This window comes from Enterobacter sp. CPE_E863, assembly GCF_046521465.1.
In the GTDB taxonomy this organism is placed as follows: Bacteria; Pseudomonadota; Gammaproteobacteria; order Enterobacterales; family Enterobacteriaceae; genus Enterobacter; species Enterobacter adelaidei.
This window is the reverse complement of record NZ_JBKFZX010000001.1, coordinates 4030689-4049142: the sequence shown is the minus strand read 5'-3', so window position 1 is coordinate 4049142 and position 18454 is coordinate 4030689. Positions and strand designations below refer to the sequence as shown.

Sequence of the window (18454 nt, the reverse complement as noted above, 5' to 3'; positions counted from 1 at the left end):
GCGCATTATCCAGCGCGGACTATGCTTTTGCATACGGTTCACAAAATAGTGGGAAACTATGTCCAGATTCTTCTTTAACGATCGCAAACAGCTGGTCAACGATGCCATTGAAGGCATACTGCTTTCTGCGCCACACGCGAATCTCGTCAAACTTGATATCGATCCGGCCATCAGGATCGTCGCGCGCGGCGACTGGGACAAAAGCCGCGTAGCGGTGATCTCCGGCGGTGGCTCTGGTCATGAGCCTGCACACGCCGGGTTTGTCGGCAAAGGCATGTTGACGGCGGCGGTGTGCGGCGATCTGTTTGCTTCGCCGAGCGTGGATGCGGTACTGAACGCCATTGTGGCGGTAACGGGCGATCGCGGTTGTCTGCTGATCGTCAAAAACTATACCGGCGACCGCCTGAACTTCGGTCTGGCAGCGGAAAAGGCCAAACGCTATGGCCTGAAGGTGGAGATGGTGATTGTTGCCGATGACATCGCGCTGCCGGATAACAAGCAGCCGCGCGGCATTGCCGGTACGGCGCTGGTACATAAGATTGCAGGTTATGCGGCGGAGCACGGGAAATCACTGAGTGAAGTGCGGGATATTGCGCAACAGGCCTGCGATAATCTCTGGAGCCTGGGCGTTGCGATGCAAACCTGTAACCTGCCAGGCAGTGATGATGGAGAAGGGCGAATTAAGCAAGGTCATGTGGAACTGGGGCTCGGTATTCACGGGGAGCCGGGAGCTTCGGTGGTTGATACGCAAAACAGCAAAGCCATTATCGACACGCTGGTAACACCGTTACGCGAGCAGGCGGGAGAGGGGCGCTTTGCAGTGCTGATTAACAATCTTGGCGGCGTGTCGGCGCTGGAGATGGCGCTGCTCACCAAAGAGCTGGCGCACTCGGCTCTGAAAGAGCATATCGCGTACCTGATTGGCCCCGCGCCGCTGGTGAGTGCCCTGGATATGAAGGGCTTTTCCCTGACGTTATTGAAGCTTAACGACCTCTTTGAAAAAGCGCTCCATGAAGAGGTTGAGACGCTGGGCTGGCAAAAACCAGTGGCGTTTGCCCCCTTGCGTGTACAGGAACATAGCGCGCTGCATGACCGCGTGGAATATACCCCATCTGCTAACGCAGAGGTGGGCGAGTATGTCTCCCAGGTAACAACCACGCTGATTAAGCTTGAAAATCGGCTCAATGCACTGGATGCCAAAGTGGGGGATGGCGATACCGGCTCTACCTTTGCGCAAGGAGCGCGAGACATTGCGCAGCGCCTTGAGGAGCACAAACTGCCTCTGGATGATATCCCAACGCTGCTGTTGCTGGTAGGCGAGCGGTTGGCCACGGTGATGGGCGGATCGAGTGGCGTGCTGATGTCGATCTTCTTTACGGCGGCCGGACAAAAGCTGCATGACGGGAAGCCGTTGCCGGAAGCCCTACTGAGTGGGCTGGCGCAGATGAAGCAGTACGGTGGGGCTGATCTTGGCGATCGTACGCTGATCGACGCGCTGCAGCCCGCGCTGGAGGCGTTGCTGAAAGGCGATCTTCACGCGGCGGCGCAGGCTGCGCGGCAGGGTGCCGAAGCGACCGCGAAAATGCAGAAAGCCGGAGCGGGGCGTTCGTCGTATGTGAATAAAGAGAATCTGGATGGAGTAATGGATCCGGGGGCGGTCGCGGTGGCAGAGGTGTTTGCTGCGCTGGCTCGGTAGTGTAGAAATGCCGGGTGGCGGCTACGCCTTACCCGGCCTGCAAACATGATGTCCGCGTGAAAATCAAAAATCCGCTTTCAACACCACGCGATAACGGGCTTTGCCGTCACGCACGTGCTGGATCGCTTCGTTGATTTTTGACATCGGATACAGCTCAGTAGTCGGAGCCACTTTGGTGCGTCCGGCAAACTTCATCAGTTTGCGCAACTCGAATGGCGTACCGGTGGCAGAGCCGGACACGCTGCGATCCCCGCCAATCAAGGTAAACGCCGGAACGGGCAGCGGCTTCATCACGGCACCTACGGTGTGGAAGTTACCGCCGTAGGCCAGCGCTTCAAAATACGGCTGCCAGTCGAGATCGACGTTGACGGTGTTGATGATGAGATCAAACTGGCCTGCCAGCGCGTTCAGCGCATGCGGATCGCGGCTGTTCACTACCTTGTCTGCACCCATCGCCAGCACTTCTTTCTCTTTCGCCGGGTTTGAACTGAACGCTGTGACTTCACAGCCCATCGCGTGCAGCAGTTTGATGGCGATATGCCCCAGTCCGCCAATACCGATGACGCCCACGCGGCTGGTGGCAGTGATATGGTGCATCAGCAGAGGTTTGAAGACGGTAATACCACCACACAGCAATGGACCGGCGGATTCGATATCAATGCTGTCCGGCAGTGGAATGACCCATTGCCAGTCGGCGCGCAGCTTATCGGCAAAACCACCTTTGTTAAGTATGGTAGGAACGGCGCCTTCGAGGCAGTTGATCTGATTACCGCTGATACAGGCATCGCAGTGGCCACAGCTGCGTGCTGTCCAGCCAATGCCCACGCGTTGACCCACTTTCAGTCCTTTGTCCTGCGCGGCGCTACCGAGCGCCACGACGCGGCCAATCACTTCGTGTCCGGCAACCAGCGGGTAGCTGGAGAAGCCCCATTCGTTGTCGATCATCGAGAGATCCGAGTGGCAGATCCCGCAGTAATCAACCTGTACTTCGACGTCTTCTGCTTTTAGTTCGCCCGCATCGTACTCGTAAAGCTCAAGTTCTGCACCCGCCTGCGGTGCGGCGTAGCTTTTTATCTTCGACATCGTGTTTCCCCCGTTGTGGTGTGAACTGAGAGTGTAGAGCATTCAGTTCAGCACCGCTTAACAGAAGAGGGCGGCAATATTATTTACAGATTTTTCAGCATCCTGACTTCGCAATCGACGTGGCCGGTACAACCAAGCGGTGCACCAATATGCTCAAAGCCCAGATGTTCATACAGGCCGATGGCCTCTTTGAGGAAGGCGGTTGTTTCGAGGTAACAGCGCGTAAAACCCTGCTTACGTGCGTGTTCCAGGGCCATCAGTGCCAGCTTTTTCGCCAGTCCTTGCCCGCGTGCAGTTGGGAGGAAATACATTTTCTGTAGTTCGCAGATATCCGGCTCGCTACAACTGAGTGGCGCCACGCCGCCGCCGCCCACAACCAGACCATTTTGCTCGATTACCCAATAGGCATGCCCTGGCTGGCTGTAGAGCTGAAAAAGCTCATCCAGATTTGGGTCTGCAACCGTGTAGCCTTTGTCAGCCGTCAGGCCATATTCGGCAGAAACGGTGCGGATAACGGCGGCAATAGCCGGGTTATCCTGCTCAGTGATCCGACGCATCGTCGTCGCGACGGGGGTAATCACGCTCATAGCATTACTCATTACAAAAATTGACACATAACTGCTGTTAATAGCACCGCAGAAAGGGGAGTGCAAGCGAGGAGTTTTCAGGAAGGTTACCCCTTACGCCCTGAAGCGTAAGGGGTAAAAGCATTACAGGGCGGCAATCACTGCCTGCTGCTCAATCAGTTTGGTCTTCGCATCGGCGAAAGCAACCAGACGCTCACGCTCTTTGGCGATGACCGCTTCCGGCGCGCGGGCCACAAAGCCTTCGTTCGCCAGCTTGCTTTCGATTTTGCCAATTTCCACGTCGACTTTTGCCACTTCTTTCGCCAGACGAGCCAGCTCGGCGTCTTTGTCGATCAGGCCCGCCATCGGGATCAGCAGCTCTGCGCCGTCGATGATTTTAGTCACGGATACCGGACCTTTATCATCTGCAGGCAGCACAGTGATGCTTTCCAGACGCGCCATGGTTTTCAGGAAGGTGTTGTTCTCGGTGACACGACGAACAGCAGCTTCACTGCAACCACGCAGCAGCAATTCCAGCGGTTTACCCGGAGCGATGTTCATTTCTGCACGAATGTTACGTACTGCAACGATCGCCTGTTTCAGCCATTCGGTATCTGCTGACGCAGCGTCATCAACCTTCGCCGCATCGAATTCCGGGAATGGTTGCAGCATGATGGTGTCTGCGTTGATGCCAGCAATCACTTTCACACGCTGCCAGATGGTTTCGGTGATGAATGGAATGACTGGATGCGCAAGACGCAGCAGACCTTCCAGCACGGTAATCAGCGTGTTGCGCGTGCCGCGCAGCTCCGCCTCAGAACCGCCGTTCATCACTGGCTTCGCCAGCTCCAGGTACCAGTCACAGAACTGGTTCCAGGTGAATTCGTACAGGATGCCTGCCGCGATATCGAAGCGGTAGCTGTCCAACGCTTCGCGGAATGCTTTCACCGTCTGGTTGAATTCCGCCAGGATCCAGCGATCCGCCAGAGACAGAGTCATCTCGCCGCCGTTAAAACCGCAATCCTGATCTTCGGTGTTCATCAGCACGAAGCGGCTGGCGTTCCACAGCTTGTTACAGAAGTTACGGTAACCTTCCAGACGCTTCATGTCCCAGTTGATGTCACGGCCAGTAGAAGCCAGTGCCGCCAGGGTGAAACGCAGGGCGTCAGTACCGTGAGGCTCGATCCCGTTCGGGAACTGTTTCTCGGTACGCTTGCGGATTTTCTCAGCCAGCTGCGGCTGCATCATATTACCGGTGCGTTTTTCCAGCAGCTCTTCCAGAGAGATACCGTCAACCATATCCAGCGGGTCAATCACGTTACCCTTGGATTTGGACATCTTCTGGCCTTCGTCGTCACGGATCAGACCGGTCATGTAAACGGTATGGAACGGAACCTGTGGTTTACCGTCTTCATCTTTGATGAAGTGCATGGTCATCATGATCATGCGGGCAATCCAGAAGAAGATGATGTCGAAACCGGAAACCATTACGCTGGTCGGGTGGAACTGACGCAGCGCGTCGGTGTTTTCTGGCCAGCCGAGGGTGGAGAAGGTCCACAGCGCGGAAGAGAACCAGGTATCCAGCACGTCTTCGTCCTGGCGCAGCGCAACGTCAGCGCTCAGGTTATTTTCCTGACGAACCTCGTCTTCCGTGCGGCCAACGTAGACATTGCCTTCGTTGTCGTACCATGCCGGGATGCGGTGACCCCACCACAGCTGACGGGAGATACACCAGTCCTGAATATCACGCATCCAGGAGAAGTACATGTTTTCGTACTGCTTCGGCACGAACTGGATGCTGCCGTTTTCAACCGCTTCAACAGCCGGTTTCGCCAGTACGTCAGCACGCACGTACCACTGGTCGGTCAGCATTGGCTCGATAACCACACCGCCGCGGTCGCCGTACGGCACGGTCAGATCGTGAGGTTTGATCTCTTCCAGCAGGCCGAGTGCGTCAACGGCAGCCACAATCGCCTTACGCGCGGCAAAACGTTCCATTTTCTGGAATTCTGCCGGGATAGCGTTTGAGTAAACGTCAGTTTCTTCGCCTTTGGTATCGTACACTTCTGCGCTTTCACGGATATCACCGTCGAAGGTCAGAATGTTGATCATTGGCAGGGCGTGACGACGACCGACTTCGTAGTCGTTAAAGTCGTGCGCCGGGGTGATTTTCACGCAGCCGGTACCTTTTTCCATGTCGGCGTGTTCGTCGCCCACGATCGGAATACGGCGGTTAACCAGCGGCAGCACCACGAATTTGCCGATCAGATCTTTATAACGTGGATCTTCCGGGTTAACAGCCACGCCGGTATCGCCCAGCAGGGTTTCCGGACGAGTCGTCGCGACCACCAGGTAATCTTTACCATCGGCGGTTTTTGCACCGTCAGCCAGCGGATAGCGGATATGCCACATGGAGCCTTTAGACTCGCGGTTTTCCACTTCCAGGTCAGAAATTGCGGTGCGCAGTTTCGGATCCCAGTTTACCAGGCGTTTGCCACGGTAAATCAGGTCTTCTTTATACAGACGGACGAAGACTTCTTTAACGGCGTTGGACAGGCCTTCATCCATGGTGAAGCGCTCACGCTCCCAGTCCACGGAGTTGCCAAGACGACGCATCTGACGGGTAATGGTGCCGCCAGATTCCGCTTTCCACTGCCAGATTTTGTCGATGAACGCGTCGCGACCGTAGTCGTGGCGAGTTTTACCTTCTTCCGCGGCAATTTTACGTTCAACCACCATCTGGGTCGCGATACCCGCGTGGTCAGTACCCGCTTGCCACAGGGTGTTTTTGCCCTGCATGCGCTGGTAGCGGATCATGGTGTCCATGATGGTCTGCTGGAAAGCATGACCCATATGCAAACTGCCGGTGACGTTCGGCGGCGGGATCATGATGCAGAAGGACTCTTTGCTTTCGTCGCCGTTAGGCTTGAAATAGCCCTGCTGTTCCCAGTGCTCGTAAAGCGGCTGTTCGATATCGCGTGGGTTATATGTCTTTTCCATTATTTCCAGGTTGCCGTATTCAGGTTAAAACCAGCCAGGCGGTACGCTTTATAGCGTTCGCGCGCCAGTTGTTTCAAAGATTCTTCGTAAGGGACAAAGTCTACCACTTCTGTGAAAGCGGTGGCAAAATCTGCAAAATCTATCCGCAGGCTAATCAGAATATCGCGCGCGCTGCTGTTGCGCTTTTGCGGCCAGGCAATTTCGACCGGCGCACCGCCGCGCGGACCTTCGCCAGACAGGTTATGCGGCACGAAACTCTCAGGCGGACGTGCCCACAACGCTTCATCAAGCCGTATAGCCTGCTGTTCATCTTCGCAGGCAATCAAAACGCGCTTGCCTGCTCGCCAACGTTCTGCGGCAATTTCACACACCAGCTGTTCGACGGCGCTGAGGCCATCCTGATGGGTGTCGTTGTCCAGAAGGTAGAACGTTGCATTCTTCATATATGGGGCTTCTTGTCATGGATTTAAATGCAAAGCCGGGTAAGCGTAGTGCCACCCGGCGTTTTACATCACTCGTCGCCGTTAAACCCAGCGCGATTCAGCAGGAACTGCGAGAGTAACGCGACCGGACGACCGGTTGCGCCTTTGGCTTTACCGGAACGCCATGCGGTGCCCGCGATATCCAGGTGTGCCCAGTTGTACTTGCGGGTGAAGCGTGCCAGGAAGCAACCTGCGGTGATAGCACCACCAGGACGGCCGCCGATGTTCGCCATATCCGCAAAGTTAGACTCCAACTGCTCCTGATACTCATCACCCAGCGGCAGACGCCATGCGCGGTCACCAGCTTGTTCCGAGGCACCAATCAGTTCGTGTGCCAGCGGGTTGTGGTTCGACATCAGGCCAGTAATGTGATGGCCCAGCGCGATCACGCAGGCACCGGTCAGAGTAGCCACGTCGATGACCGCTTCAGGTTCGAAACGCTCAACGTAGGTCAGCACGTCACACAGCACCAGACGGCCTTCGGCGTCAGTGTTCAGGACTTCAACCGTCTGGCCAGACATGGTGGTCAGGACGTCACCCGGACGATAAGCGCGACCGCCAGGCATGTTTTCGCAGCCTGCCAGTACGCCAGTGACATTAATCGGCAACTGAAGTTCTGCGACCATACGCATCACGCCGTATACGGCTGCTGCGCCGCACATGTCGTATTTCATCTCGTCCATGCCTTCGGCAGGTTTGATCGAGATACCGCCGGAGTCGAAAGTCAGGCCCTTGCCGACGAGCACGATTGGACGTGCATCTTCGGACGGGTTGCCCTTGTATTCGATGACTGACATCAGGGATTCGTTCTGAGAGCCGTTACCGACGGCCAGATATGAGTGCATCCCCAGCTCTTTCATCTGCTGTTCGCCGATAACGCGGGTGATGACATTCTTGCTGTAGGTATCAGCCAACTGGCGCGCCTGGGATGCCAGATACGCGGCGTTACAGATATTAGGCGGCATGTTACCGAGATCTTTCGCCGCCTTAATGCCAGCCGCAATCGCCAGACCGTGCTGAATAGCGCGTTCGCCGCTGGTCAGTTCGCGACGGGTTGGCACGTTGAAGACCATTTTACGCAGCGGGCGACGCGGCTCGCTTTTATTGGTCTTCAGCTGATCGAAGCTGTACAGGCTCTCTTTTGCTGTTTCGACAGCCTGGCGAACTTTCCAGTAGGTATTACGGCCTTTGACGTGCAGTTCTGTCAGGAAGCAGACAGCTTCCATTGAACCGGTATCATTCAGCGTATTGATCGTTTTCTGAATCACCTGCTTATACTGGCGTTCATCCAGCTCGCGCTCTTTACCACAGCCAATCAGCAGAATGCGCTCGGACAGTACGTTCGGAACATGGTGCAGTAACAGCGTCTGCCCAGGTTTACCTTCCAGTTCGCCACGGCGCAGCAGGGCGCTAATGTAGCCGTCACTGATTTTATCGAGTTGTTCGGCGATCGGGGAGAGTCGGCGTGGTTCAAAGACGCCCACAACGATGCAGGCACTCCGCTGTTTCTCCGGGCTACCGCTTTTTACACTGAACTCCATGCACTACGCTCCTGAATCTTAAAGACAACGGCGGCAGCTACAGATAGAATTGAAAGCTTTCGTAACTCATGTCCGCTGTTGTGGTGACTTCGTGTTAATCTTACGTTATTACGGTTTCGACACGTCAGAAAAAAGTCCTGAAGCGTGAATCCGCCGGGTGTTTTAATCTTAGCGATGATTTCGACGACTCAAGAGAATAAATGACGTTTAAGCCATGAAACAAGCGATTTTCCAGCAAAGAGACGGGTTTTTACGGGCGTATTTAAAGTGATAATCATAAGATATCTGGTGCGGGAGACGCTCAAAAGCCAACTGGCGATCCTCTTCATCCTGCTGCTGATTTTTTTCTGTCAGAAGTTGGTTAAGATCCTCGGTGCGGCCGTTGACGGCGAAATTCCAACGAATCTGGTGCTTTCCCTGCTTGGTTTAGGGATCCCGGAAATGGCGCAGCTTATCCTGCCGCTAAGTCTTTTCCTTGGTCTGCTCATGACGCTTGGTAAGCTCTACACCGAGAGTGAAATCACGGTGATGCATGCCTGTGGTCTGAGCAAAGCCGTGCTGGTGAAGGCCGCGATGATACTGGCGCTGTTCACCGGTATCGTTGCGGCGGTGAATGTAATGTGGGCAGGTCCCATGTCCTCCCGTCATCAGGACGAAGTGCTGGCCGAAGCGAAAGCGAACCCCGGCATGGCGGCATTAGCCCAGGGGCAGTTCCAGCAGGCGACTGACGGTAACTCTGTGCTGTTTATTGAGAGCGTAGACGGCAGTAAATTCAACGACGTATTTCTGGCGCAGCTGCGTACGAAAGGTAACGCACGTCCGTCGGTGGTCGTCGCCGACTCTGGCCAGCTTGCTCAGCGCAAAGATGGTTCGCAAATTGTGACGTTGAATACAGGTACCCGTTTTGAAGGTACCGCGATGCTGCGTGACTTCCGTATCACGGACTTCCAGAACTACCAGGCCATTATTGGTCATCAGGCTGTGGCGCTCGACCCATCGGATACCGAGCAAATGGACATGCGTACGCTGTGGAATACCGATACCGACAGAGCGCGCGCTGAGTTCCACTGGCGAATTACTCTCGTCTTTACGGTGTTTATGATGGCATTGATTGTGGTTCCGCTGAGCGTGGTCAACCCTCGCCAGGGACGTGTGCTCTCCATGCTGCCGGCGATGTTGCTGTACCTGATCTACTTCCTGCTGCAAACCTCGATTCGCTCAAACGGTGCTAAGGGTAAGCTGGATCCCATGGTCTGGACATGGGTCGTCAACAGCTTGTACATCTTACTGGCGCTGGGATTAAACCTGTGGGATACGGTGCCAGTGCGCCGCATACGTGCCCGATTCTCGCGTAAAGGAGCCATCTAATGCAGGCGTTTGGCGTTCTTGATCGCTATATCGGTAAAACCATTTTTACTACCATCATGATGACGTTGTTCATGCTGGTGTCGCTCTCCGGCATTATCAAATTTGTCGATCAGCTGAAAAAAGCCGGGCAGGGGAGCTATGACGCGATGGGCGCGGGGATGTACACCCTGCTCAGCGTGCCGAAAGATGTGCAAATCTTCTTCCCGATGGCAGCACTGTTAGGTGCGCTGCTGGGGCTGGGGATGCTGGCCCAGCGCAGCGAGCTGGTCGTCATGCAGGCATCGGGCTTCACCCGTATGCAGGTTGCGCTGTCGGTAATGAAAACCGCGATCCCTCTGGTGCTGCTGACCATGGCGATTGGCGAGTGGGTGGCACCGCAAGGTGAACAAACGGCGCGTAACTACCGTGCTCAGGCGATGTACGGCGGCTCTCTGCTTTCCACTCAGCAAGGTCTGTGGGCTAAAGACGGAAAAAGCTTCGTCTACATTGAACGCGTAAAAGGCAACGATGAGTTAGGCGGCGTGAGTATCTACACCTTCAACGACCAGCGTCGTTTGCTGTCTGTCAAACACGCCTCATCGGCGAAGTTTGATCCCGAACATAAGCAGTGGCGTTTGTCACAGGTAGATGAGTCTGACCTGACAGACCCGAAACAGATCACCGGTTCTCAGACGGTTTCCGGCACGTGGAAGACGAACCTAACGCCGGATAAGCTCGGTGTTGTGGCTCTGGATCCAGATGCGCTCTCTATCAGCGGTTTACACAACTATGTGAAATACCTGAAGTCGAGCGGCCAGGATGCCGGACGTTATCAGCTCAACATGTGGAGCAAGATCTTCCAGCCAATGTCCGTGGCGGTGATGATGCTGATGGCGCTGTCGTTTATCTTCGGCCCCCTGCGTAGTGTGCCGATGGGTGTACGTGTGGTAACCGGTATCAGCTTTGGCTTTGTATTCTACGTGCTCGACCAGATCTTCGGCCCGCTGACGCTGGTTTACGGCATCCCACCGATTATTGGTGCGTTGCTGCCAAGCGCCAGTTTCCTCCTGATCAGCCTCTGGCTGCTTCTGAAACGCTCCTGATTGACCTCTCCTCGCTTCCGGTTAACCGGGAGCGAGGCTAATCTCCTGTTTCACCCCGCACTTTTTCTCACAACCTTCAACGCCCCGCCGCGAATTTGAGTATTATTGAGCGATAAAGTCGTGAAGGGATCCTCTATGAAGCAAATTCGAATGCTTGCCCAGTACTACGTCGACCTGATGATGAAGCTCGGGCTGGTGCGTTTCTCCATGCTGCTTGCGCTGGCACTGGTCGTTCTGGCCATCGTTGTGCAGATGGCCGTCACCATGGTTTTGCATGGTCAGGTTGAGAGTATCGACGTTATCCGCTCCATCTTCTTTGGCTTGCTCATTACCCCCTGGGCGGTCTACTTCCTCTCCGTGGTGGTTGAACAGCTGGAAGAATCCCGTCAGCGCTTGTCAAAACTGGTCGATAAACTGGAAGAGATGCGCGAGCGCGACCTGAAGCTCAATGTTCAGCTCAAAGATAACATTGCGCAGCTGAACCAGGAGATTTCAGATCGTGAGAAGGCGGAAGCCGAACGTCAGGCCACACTGGAGCAGCTTAAAATCGAAATGAAAGAGCGTGAGGTGACGCAGATCCAGCTTGAGCAGCAATCCTCTTTCCTGCGTTCGTTCCTCGATGCTTCACCGGATCTGGTTTTCTACCGTAACGAAGACAAAGAGTTCTCCGGCTGTAACCGGGCGATGGAGCTGCTGACCGGGAAAAGTGAAAAGCAGCTGATTCACCTGAAACCTCAGGATGTCTATTCTGAGGAGGCGGCGGCCAAGGTCATGGAGACAGATGAAAAAGTCTTCCGCCACAACGTCTCGCTGACCTATGAACAGTGGCTGGATTACCCGGACGGGCGCAAAGCCTGCTTTGAGATCCGTAAAGTGCCTTACTACGACCGTGTCGGGAAACGTCATGGCCTGATGGGCTTTGGTCGCGATATTACCGAGCGTAAGCGCTATCAGGATGCCCTGGAGCGTGCCAGCCGCGATAAGACCACCTTTATCTCCACCATCAGCCACGAACTGCGTACGCCGCTTAATGGCATTGTCGGTCTGAGCCGTATTTTGCTGGATACCGATCTGACCGCGGAGCAGGAAAAATACCTCAAAACGATCCATGTCTCGGCGGTCACGCTGGGGAATATCTTCAATGATATTATCGACATGGATAAGATGGAGCGCCGTAAAGTCCAGCTGGATAACCAGCCGGTTGATTTCACCAGCTTTATGGCCGATCTGGAAAACTTGTCCGGTCTGCAGGCACAGCAGAAGGGGCTGAGTTTTGTGATGGAACCCTCCCTGCCACTGCCGCATAAAGTGGTTACGGATGGTACCCGCCTGCGCCAGATCCTGTGGAACCTTATCAGTAACGCCGTGAAATTTACCCAGAAGGGGCAGGTTGCGGTGCGCATCCGCTATGACGAAGGTGACATGCTGCACTTCGAGGTGGAAGACTCCGGGATTGGTATTCCGCAGGAGGAGCAGGACAAAATTTTCGCGATGTACTACCAGGTGAAAGACAGCAACGGCGGGAAACCTGCCACCGGTACAGGCATTGGCCTGGCGGTATCTAAACGGCTTGCGAAGAGTATGGGCGGGGACATTACGGTAACCAGCCAGGCGGGCAAAGGCTCGACCTTCACGCTGACGGTACATGCGCCAGCGGTGGCTGAAGAGGTTGAGGATACCTTTGAAAACGATGATATGCCGCTGCCCGCGCTGCACGTCCTGTTGGTGGAAGACATCGAGCTGAACGTGATTGTGGCACGCTCGGTGCTGGAAAAACTGGGTAACAGTGTGGACGTGGCAATGACCGGTAAAGCCGCGCTGGAGATGTTTAAACCGGGTGAATATGACCTCGTCTTGCTGGATATTCAACTGCCGGATATGACCGGGCTGGATATCTCGCGTGAACTGACGAGCAAGTATGCCGCTGACGATCTGCCGCCGCTGGTCGCGCTGACGGCGAACGTGCTGAAAGACAAAAAAGAGTACCTCGATGCCGGTATGGATGATGTGCTTAGCAAACCGCTGGCGGTGCCTGCCCTGACCGCCATGATCAAGAAGTTCTGGGATACCCGTGATGAAGAGGAGAGCACCATGACGTCTGTTGATAGCGCAAAAGCCCAAACGATACTCGATACCGCGATGCTGGAGCAGTATATCGATCTGGTTGGTCCAAAACTGATTACCGACGGTCTGGCCGTGTTCGAAAAGATGATGCCTGGCTATCTGAGTGTGCTGGAATCAAACCTGACGGCACGAGACCAGAAAGGCATTGTGGAAGAAGGGCATAAAATCAAAGGTGCGGCCGGCTCGGTTGGCCTGCGTCACCTGCAACAGCTGGGACAACAGATTCAGTCGCCTGATTTACCTGCATGGGAAGATAACGTGGGTGATTGGGTCGAAGAGATGAAACAAGAGTGGCAAAACGATGTTGCGGTACTTAAAGCCTGGGTCGACGCCAGAAAAAAATGACCCCGGCTTAACCGGGGTGCGCGAATACTGCGCCAACACCAGGGAAATCTTGGCTGCGCCTGTTTTTTCAAGTTATTTTCGAATGGGCGCCGCCTGAAAAATTTAGGCCGCACGCAGATAAGATAGCAAATCTTAAATGGTTTGTTACATGAATCAGTGAAATGTGTGAAGCATAGCGTTTTAATCAAAATTATTAATGTGCTTCAGCGAGTTGCAAAGAAGGAACCTGATGATGAAAAAGATTGGTGTCGTGCTGAGCGGATGCGGTGTTTACGACGGTTCAGAGATTCATGAAGCCGTCATCACATTGTTGGCGCTTTCCCGAAACGGAGCTGATGTTGTCTGCTTCGCGCCGGATAAAAGCCAGACTGATGTAATTAATCATTTGACCGGCGAGCCGATGGCGGAAACTCGTAACGTGCTGATTGAAGCGGCACGCATTGTTCGCGGCGATATTCACCCTCTTAATCAGGCTAATGCTTCAGAGCTTGATGGGTTAATTGTGCCAGGCGGGTTTGGCGCAGCGAAAAACCTGAGCAGCTTTGCTTCCCAGGGGGCAGAGTGCCATGTTGATCCGGATTTAAAAGCGCTGTCACGTGCGATGCACGCTGCGGGTAAACCGCAGGGTTTTATCTGTATTGCCCCGGCGATGCTGCCGAAAATTTTTGATTTCCCACTGCGCCTGACCATTGGGACCGACATCGACACTGCTGAAATTGTTGAGGATATGGGCGGCGAACATGTGCCGTGTCCTGTCGATGACATCGTGGTGGACGAAGACAATAAAATTATTACCACACCTGCATACATGCTGGCGCAGAATATTGCTGAAGCAGCCACGGGCATTGAAAAGCTGGTGGACAGAGTGCTGGTGCTTGCTGAATGAGTCGTAAGTTCAGTCCCGGTGCAAGGTTAAAGCGTATCCTGCTGAGAGCTCTGCTCGTACTGGCGGTCTTCTGGGGCGGCGGGATTGCTTTATTCAGCATCGTACCGGTCCCTTTCTCTGCTGTGATGGTTGAGCGCCAGATTGGCGCATGGCTTTCTGGGGATTTCCGCTATGTTGCCCATTCCGACTGGGTAAGCATGGACGAGATTTCACCGTTCATGGGGCTGGCAGTCATCGCGGCAGAGGATCAGAAATTCCCGGAGCACTGGGGGTTCGACGTGGCGGCCATTGAGAAGGCGCTTGCTCATAACGAACGCCACGAAAATCGCGTGCGCGGTGCGTCGACGTTGTCGCAGCAGACGGCCAAAAATCTGTTTTTATGGGAGGGTCGAAGCTGGGTGCGAAAAGGGCTGGAAGCGGGGTTGACCCTGGGGATGGAAACGGTCTGGAGTAAAAGACGCATTCTGACCGTCTATCTCAATATCGCTGAGTTTGGCGACGGCGTATTTGGTGTGGAAGCCGCTGCGCAGCGTTATTTCAATAAGCCTGCAAGCCGTCTAAGTATGTCAGAAGCTGCGCTATTGGCCGCTGTTTTACCTAATCCCATCCGTTTTAAAGCCAGTGCCCCATCAGGCTACGTGCGAAGCCGACAGGCGTGGATTATGCGCCAGATGAATCAACTGGGCGGGGAGGGTTTTATGCAGCGTAATAATCTCATGTAGGGCGGGTAAGCACAGCGCCACCCGCCGAAGGGACGAACGTTAGTCTTCGTCAAAACCGGCGTTAAACAGCGCAATCACCGCCGCCAGCGCTTCCTCTTCCTGGGGGCCGGTGGCTTCTACTTCAATCTGGCGTCCTTTGGCTGAGTCCAGCATCAGCAGTGCGATCACGCTGTTCGCTTCCGCTTCTGTGCCTTCATCATTACGCAGCAGAACTTCTGCATCGAACCCCTGCATCAGCTCAAACAGCTTCATCGCCGGGCGTGCGTGCATGCCCAGCTTATTGGTGATCTCAACAGTTTGTTTTACGGTCATGTTTTACGTTTTTCCAGCGTGCGATGACGGGACTGAACGTTCTTTCCGCGTGAACGGAAATAATCGGCCAGCTGTTCGGCGATGTAGACCGAACGATGTTTACCGCCGGTACAGCCAATCGCCACTGTCAGGTAGCTACGATTGTTTGTTTCCAGCATAGGTAACCATAGCTCAAGGTAGCTTCGCGTCTGGTAGATAAAATTGTGAACTTCTGTGTGTCGGTCGAGGAAGGCCGCGACGGGTTTATCCAGACCTGTCATTGGACGCAGTTTCGGATCCCAGTGCGGGTTCGGCAGGAAACGCACGTCGAAAACATAATCCGCATCAATGGGGATACCGTGCTTAAAGCCGAAGGACTCGAACACCATCGTCAGTTCACGCTCGCGCTTGCCCAACAAACGGGTACGCAGCATTTCCGCCAGCTCATGAACGGACATCTCAGAGGTGTCGACGATCAGGTCAGCACGAGAACGAAGCGGCTCCAGCAGATCGCTCTCTTCGTCGATAGCGCTCTCCAGAGAGAGGTTCTTACTGGAAAGCGGATGCAGACGGCGGGTATCGCTGTAGCGGCGGATCAGGGTATTACGATCTGCATCCAGGAACAGCAACTGAGGTGAGAATTCCTCAGGCAGGTTACTCATCGCCTGCTCAAAAATTTCTGGCGATTCAGGCATATTACGAACGTCGATACTGACGGCGGCAGAGGTTTGTCTTTCCGCAAGCGTCCGAGCCAGATCGGGTAACAACACGACCGGCAGGTTATCTACGCAGTAAAAACCCATGTCTTCCAGCGCGCGCAGAGCAACGGATTTCCCCGACCCTGAACGGCCACTGACAATCATCAGTACCATGTTCCGTTTCTCCTCAGGACAACAGATGTGAAAGCCATCTCCTGGTTATGCATCATCCTGATTGCCTTCTGCTTCAGTGATAATTTGATAGAGCTCTTCATCACTTTGGGCTGAGCGCAGTCGACGGCAAATGGTTTTATCAGCCAGGCGTTTTGCGACCAGAGAAAGCGTATGCAGGTGGGTTTTCGTCTGGTCAGCAGGCACCAGCAGCGCGAAGAGGAGATCGACGGGCTGGTTATCAATGGCATCGAAGGCGATAGGGGTTTCCAGTTGCACAAACACACCGACGGCACGCAAGGTGTCTTCTTCCAGTTTGCCATGCGGGATCGCGATGCCATTGCCGATGCCGGTACTGCCCATCTTTTCACGGGTCAGGATAGCTTCGAACACTACCTGCGGTGGCAGGCCCAGCTGTTTTGCGGCCAGTTCACTGATGATCTCCAGCGCACGCTTTTTGCTCTGGCAGTGAACTGCACTGCGGGTACATTCCTGGTTAAGGACATTGCTCAGTTGAAGAGCGGAATCGTTGTTCATCATAATTTCACCTAAGCGCTAACTGTACAAATGGCCCGTTGTGTTTCACAACAGGCCGTCCTGCACCCGTTAACTGCCCGGACAATTAGTGTTGTTTCAGTTTATCTTTATGTTTATTAAGCTGTCGCGCAAGCTTATCAATCAAGCCGTCGATAGCCGCATACATGTCTTGCCCTTCCGCACTGGCATGGAGTTCACCCCCGTTGACGTGCAGGGTTGCATCCGAGATATGAGTCACTTTCTCCACTTTCAACACAATATAGACCTGATTGATCCTTTCGAAATACTGCTCGAGTTTGGCAAACTTCGCGTTCACGAAGTCGCGTAAAGCCTCAGTAATTTCGACGTTTTGTCCAGTGATGTTGAGCTGCATAGTGTCTTCCTTATCGGTTGTGTCAAACCAGCTGCTTACGCTGGTTGGACGGCGGAATGGATAAAGACTCTCGATACTTCGCAACAGTACGACGTGCCACCATAATACCCTGGTCGGACAGCATGGTGGTTAACTTACTGTCACTCAGTGGCTTCGCGGGGTTCTCCGCGGCGATCAACTTCTTCACCAGTGCGCGAATTGCCGTTGACGACGCTTCACCGCCGCCCTCGGTATTCACATGACTGGAGAAGAAATACTTAAGCTCAAAAATACCGCGTGGACTGTGCAGATACTTCTGCGTGGTGACGCGGGAAATGGTTGATTCATGCATCTCGACGGCCTGGGCAATATCTGCCAGTACCATCGGTTTCATATACTCTTCGCCCTGCTCAAAGAAAGCCTGCTGCTGTTCGACAATACAGCGGCTGACGCGGAGCAGCGTATCATTTCGGCTCTCCAGACTTTTGATCAACCATCGCGCTTCCTGCAGATTGCTACGAATATATTGGTTGTCAGAGTCGTTTCGTGCGCTGGTGCACATGGAGGCATACTGCTGGTTGATTTGCAGGCGAGGGATGCTGTCAGAGTTCAGTTCAACGACCCAGCGGCCATTGTGTTTTCTGACCAGCACATCCGGGATCACGTACTCAGGTTCGCTGGTCTGGATCGACTGTCCGGGGCGTGGATCGAGCGACTGGATCAGATTCACCGCTTCTTTCAGCACCTCTTCTTTCAGGCGCGTGACGCGCATCAGGGTGCGGAAATCGTGGTTAGCCAACAGATCCAGATGATCGCTAATGATAACGCGTGCCTCATCAATCCATGGCGTCTCTTTGCTGAACTGAGAAAGCTGGATCAGCAGGCAGTCGCGTAGATCTTTTGCCGCCACACCGACCGGATCGAAACGCTGGATACGCTTCAGAACCGCTTCAATCTCTTCGAGTTCAATCTCTTCGTCGCCCATGCTTTCCAGAATATCGTCCAGCGTGAGGGTCAAATAGCCCGTGTCGTCAACGGCATCGACAATTGACGTGGCAATCGCGCGGTCGGTATCGGAGAAGGGGGTCAGTTCCACCTGCCACATCAGATAATCCTGTAGCGACTGGGTGGTTTCACCCTGATAGACCGGTAGCTCATCATCCTGGTAGTCTGCACGCGTACCGGAAGGGGTTCCGGCGGTGTAGATTTCATCCCAGCTGGCATCCAGCGGAAGCTCGTCCGGCATCTCTTTTTGTTCGAGTGCATCAGCGGTATCGAGCGCTTCTGTATCCTGCGACTGCTGGGTATCTACCTCGTCATGAAGATCGGTTTGTTCCAGCAGCGGATTGCTGTCCAGCGCCTGCTGGAGCTCCTGCTGGAGTTCTAACGTGGACAGTTGCAACAGGCGAATTGCCTGCTGTAGCTGCGGCGTCATCGCCAGTTGTTGGCTGAGCCTTAATTGCAAACCTTGCTTCATGTTCAGAGCATTTTTCTCCGGTTCGGCGTTACG

The 18454-nt window shown here is 54.4% G+C and carries 16 protein-coding genes; 6 read left to right on the top strand and 10 right to left on the bottom strand.

Annotated features, from left to right (window positions below; genetic code table 11):
• Positions 1-58 precede the first annotated feature (58 nt).
• On the top strand, positions 59-1696 hold the full coding sequence (locus ACLHV8_RS19920; protein WP_129324195.1) for a dihydroxyacetone kinase subunit DhaK: 1638 nt from the start codon (positions 59-61) through the stop codon (positions 1694-1696).
• A 63-nt stretch (positions 1697-1759) separates the two neighbouring features.
• Here the strand turns inward: ACLHV8_RS19920 and ACLHV8_RS19915 are convergent, their stop codons facing one another.
• The 5 genes from ACLHV8_RS19915 to pepA form a co-directional block, all read right to left on the bottom strand.
• Entirely contained in the window at positions 1760-2779 is a 1020-nt protein-coding gene (locus ACLHV8_RS19915; RefSeq protein ID WP_028017016.1) for an NAD(P)-dependent alcohol dehydrogenase, read from the bottom strand.
• An 83-nt stretch (positions 2780-2862) separates the two neighbouring features.
• Complete coding sequence (locus tag ACLHV8_RS19910; protein ID WP_208594182.1) at positions 2863-3366, bottom strand: GNAT family N-acetyltransferase; 504 nt, start codon at positions 3364-3366, stop codon at positions 2863-2865.
• Between the two features lie 123 nt (positions 3367-3489).
• Positions 3490-6345: a valine--tRNA ligase gene (locus ACLHV8_RS19905; RefSeq protein ID WP_049007561.1), complete on the bottom strand. Its 2856-nt coding sequence runs from the start codon at positions 6343-6345 to the stop codon at positions 3490-3492.
• Positions 6345-6788 (bottom strand): DNA polymerase III subunit chi, encoded by a 444-nt coding sequence (gene holC / locus ACLHV8_RS19900; RefSeq protein WP_008502815.1) that lies wholly within the window; start codon positions 6786-6788, stop codon positions 6345-6347. The genes ACLHV8_RS19905 and holC overlap by 1 nt, the downstream gene beginning before the upstream one ends.
• 68 nt (positions 6789-6856) lie before the next feature.
• Positions 6857-8368 carry a leucyl aminopeptidase gene (pepA, locus tag ACLHV8_RS19895; RefSeq protein WP_028017019.1) on the bottom strand — a complete coding sequence of 504 codons (1512 nt, stop codon included), beginning with the start codon at positions 8366-8368 and terminating at the stop codon, positions 6857-6859.
• A 267-nt stretch (positions 8369-8635) separates the two neighbouring features.
• On the opposite strand from pepA, the gene lptF reads away from it, so the two are divergent.
• From lptF to mtgA, 5 genes are all read left to right on the top strand, one after another.
• Positions 8636-9736, top strand: a complete 1101-nt coding sequence (gene lptF, locus ACLHV8_RS19890; protein WP_028017020.1) for an LPS export ABC transporter permease LptF — start codon at positions 8636-8638, stop codon at positions 9734-9736.
• On the top strand, positions 9736-10818 hold the full coding sequence (gene lptG, locus ACLHV8_RS19885; protein ID WP_208594181.1) for an LPS export ABC transporter permease LptG: 1083 nt from the start codon (positions 9736-9738) through the stop codon (positions 10816-10818). The genes lptF and lptG overlap by 1 nt, the downstream gene beginning before the upstream one ends.
• Positions 10819-10953: 135 nt before the next feature.
• Positions 10954-13287, top strand: a complete 2334-nt coding sequence (gene arcB, locus ACLHV8_RS19880) for an aerobic respiration two-component sensor histidine kinase ArcB (RefSeq protein ID WP_028017022.1) — start codon at positions 10954-10956, stop codon at positions 13285-13287.
• A gap of 232 nt (positions 13288-13519) precedes the next feature.
• Complete coding sequence (gene elbB, locus ACLHV8_RS19875; protein WP_049007570.1) at positions 13520-14173, top strand: isoprenoid biosynthesis glyoxalase ElbB; 654 nt, start codon at positions 13520-13522, stop codon at positions 14171-14173.
• Positions 14170-14895, top strand: coding sequence for a monofunctional biosynthetic peptidoglycan transglycosylase (gene mtgA, locus ACLHV8_RS19870; RefSeq protein ID WP_049007563.1), 726 nt, complete (start codon positions 14170-14172; stop codon positions 14893-14895). The genes elbB and mtgA overlap by 4 nt, the downstream gene beginning before the upstream one ends.
• Positions 14896-14934: 39 nt before the next feature.
• Here mtgA and npr read toward each other — a convergent pair whose 3' ends face one another.
• From npr to rpoN, 5 genes are all read right to left on the bottom strand, one after another.
• The gene (npr, locus tag ACLHV8_RS19865; RefSeq protein ID WP_003861872.1) at positions 14935-15207 is read right to left on the bottom strand and encodes a PTS phosphocarrier protein NPr; all 273 of its coding nucleotides are present in this window, start codon (positions 15205-15207) and stop codon (positions 14935-14937) included.
• Positions 15204-16058 (bottom strand): RNase adapter RapZ, encoded by an 855-nt coding sequence (gene rapZ / locus ACLHV8_RS19860; protein WP_028017025.1) that lies wholly within the window; start codon positions 16056-16058, stop codon positions 15204-15206. The genes npr and rapZ overlap by 4 nt, the downstream gene beginning before the upstream one ends.
• Before the next feature lie 45 nt (positions 16059-16103).
• Positions 16104-16595, bottom strand: a complete 492-nt coding sequence (gene ptsN, locus ACLHV8_RS19855) for a PTS IIA-like nitrogen regulatory protein PtsN (RefSeq protein ID WP_008501443.1) — start codon at positions 16593-16595, stop codon at positions 16104-16106.
• Positions 16596-16677: 82 nt separating this feature from the next.
• A complete protein-coding gene (gene hpf / locus ACLHV8_RS19850; RefSeq protein ID WP_008501444.1) occupies positions 16678-16965 on the bottom strand; it encodes a ribosome hibernation promoting factor in 288 nt (95 codons plus the stop codon).
• Between the two features lie 22 nt (positions 16966-16987).
• The gene (gene rpoN / locus ACLHV8_RS19845; RefSeq protein ID WP_208594180.1) at positions 16988-18421 is read right to left on the bottom strand and encodes an RNA polymerase factor sigma-54; all 1434 of its coding nucleotides are present in this window, start codon (positions 18419-18421) and stop codon (positions 16988-16990) included.
• Between the last annotated feature and the right edge of the window lie 33 nt (positions 18422-18454).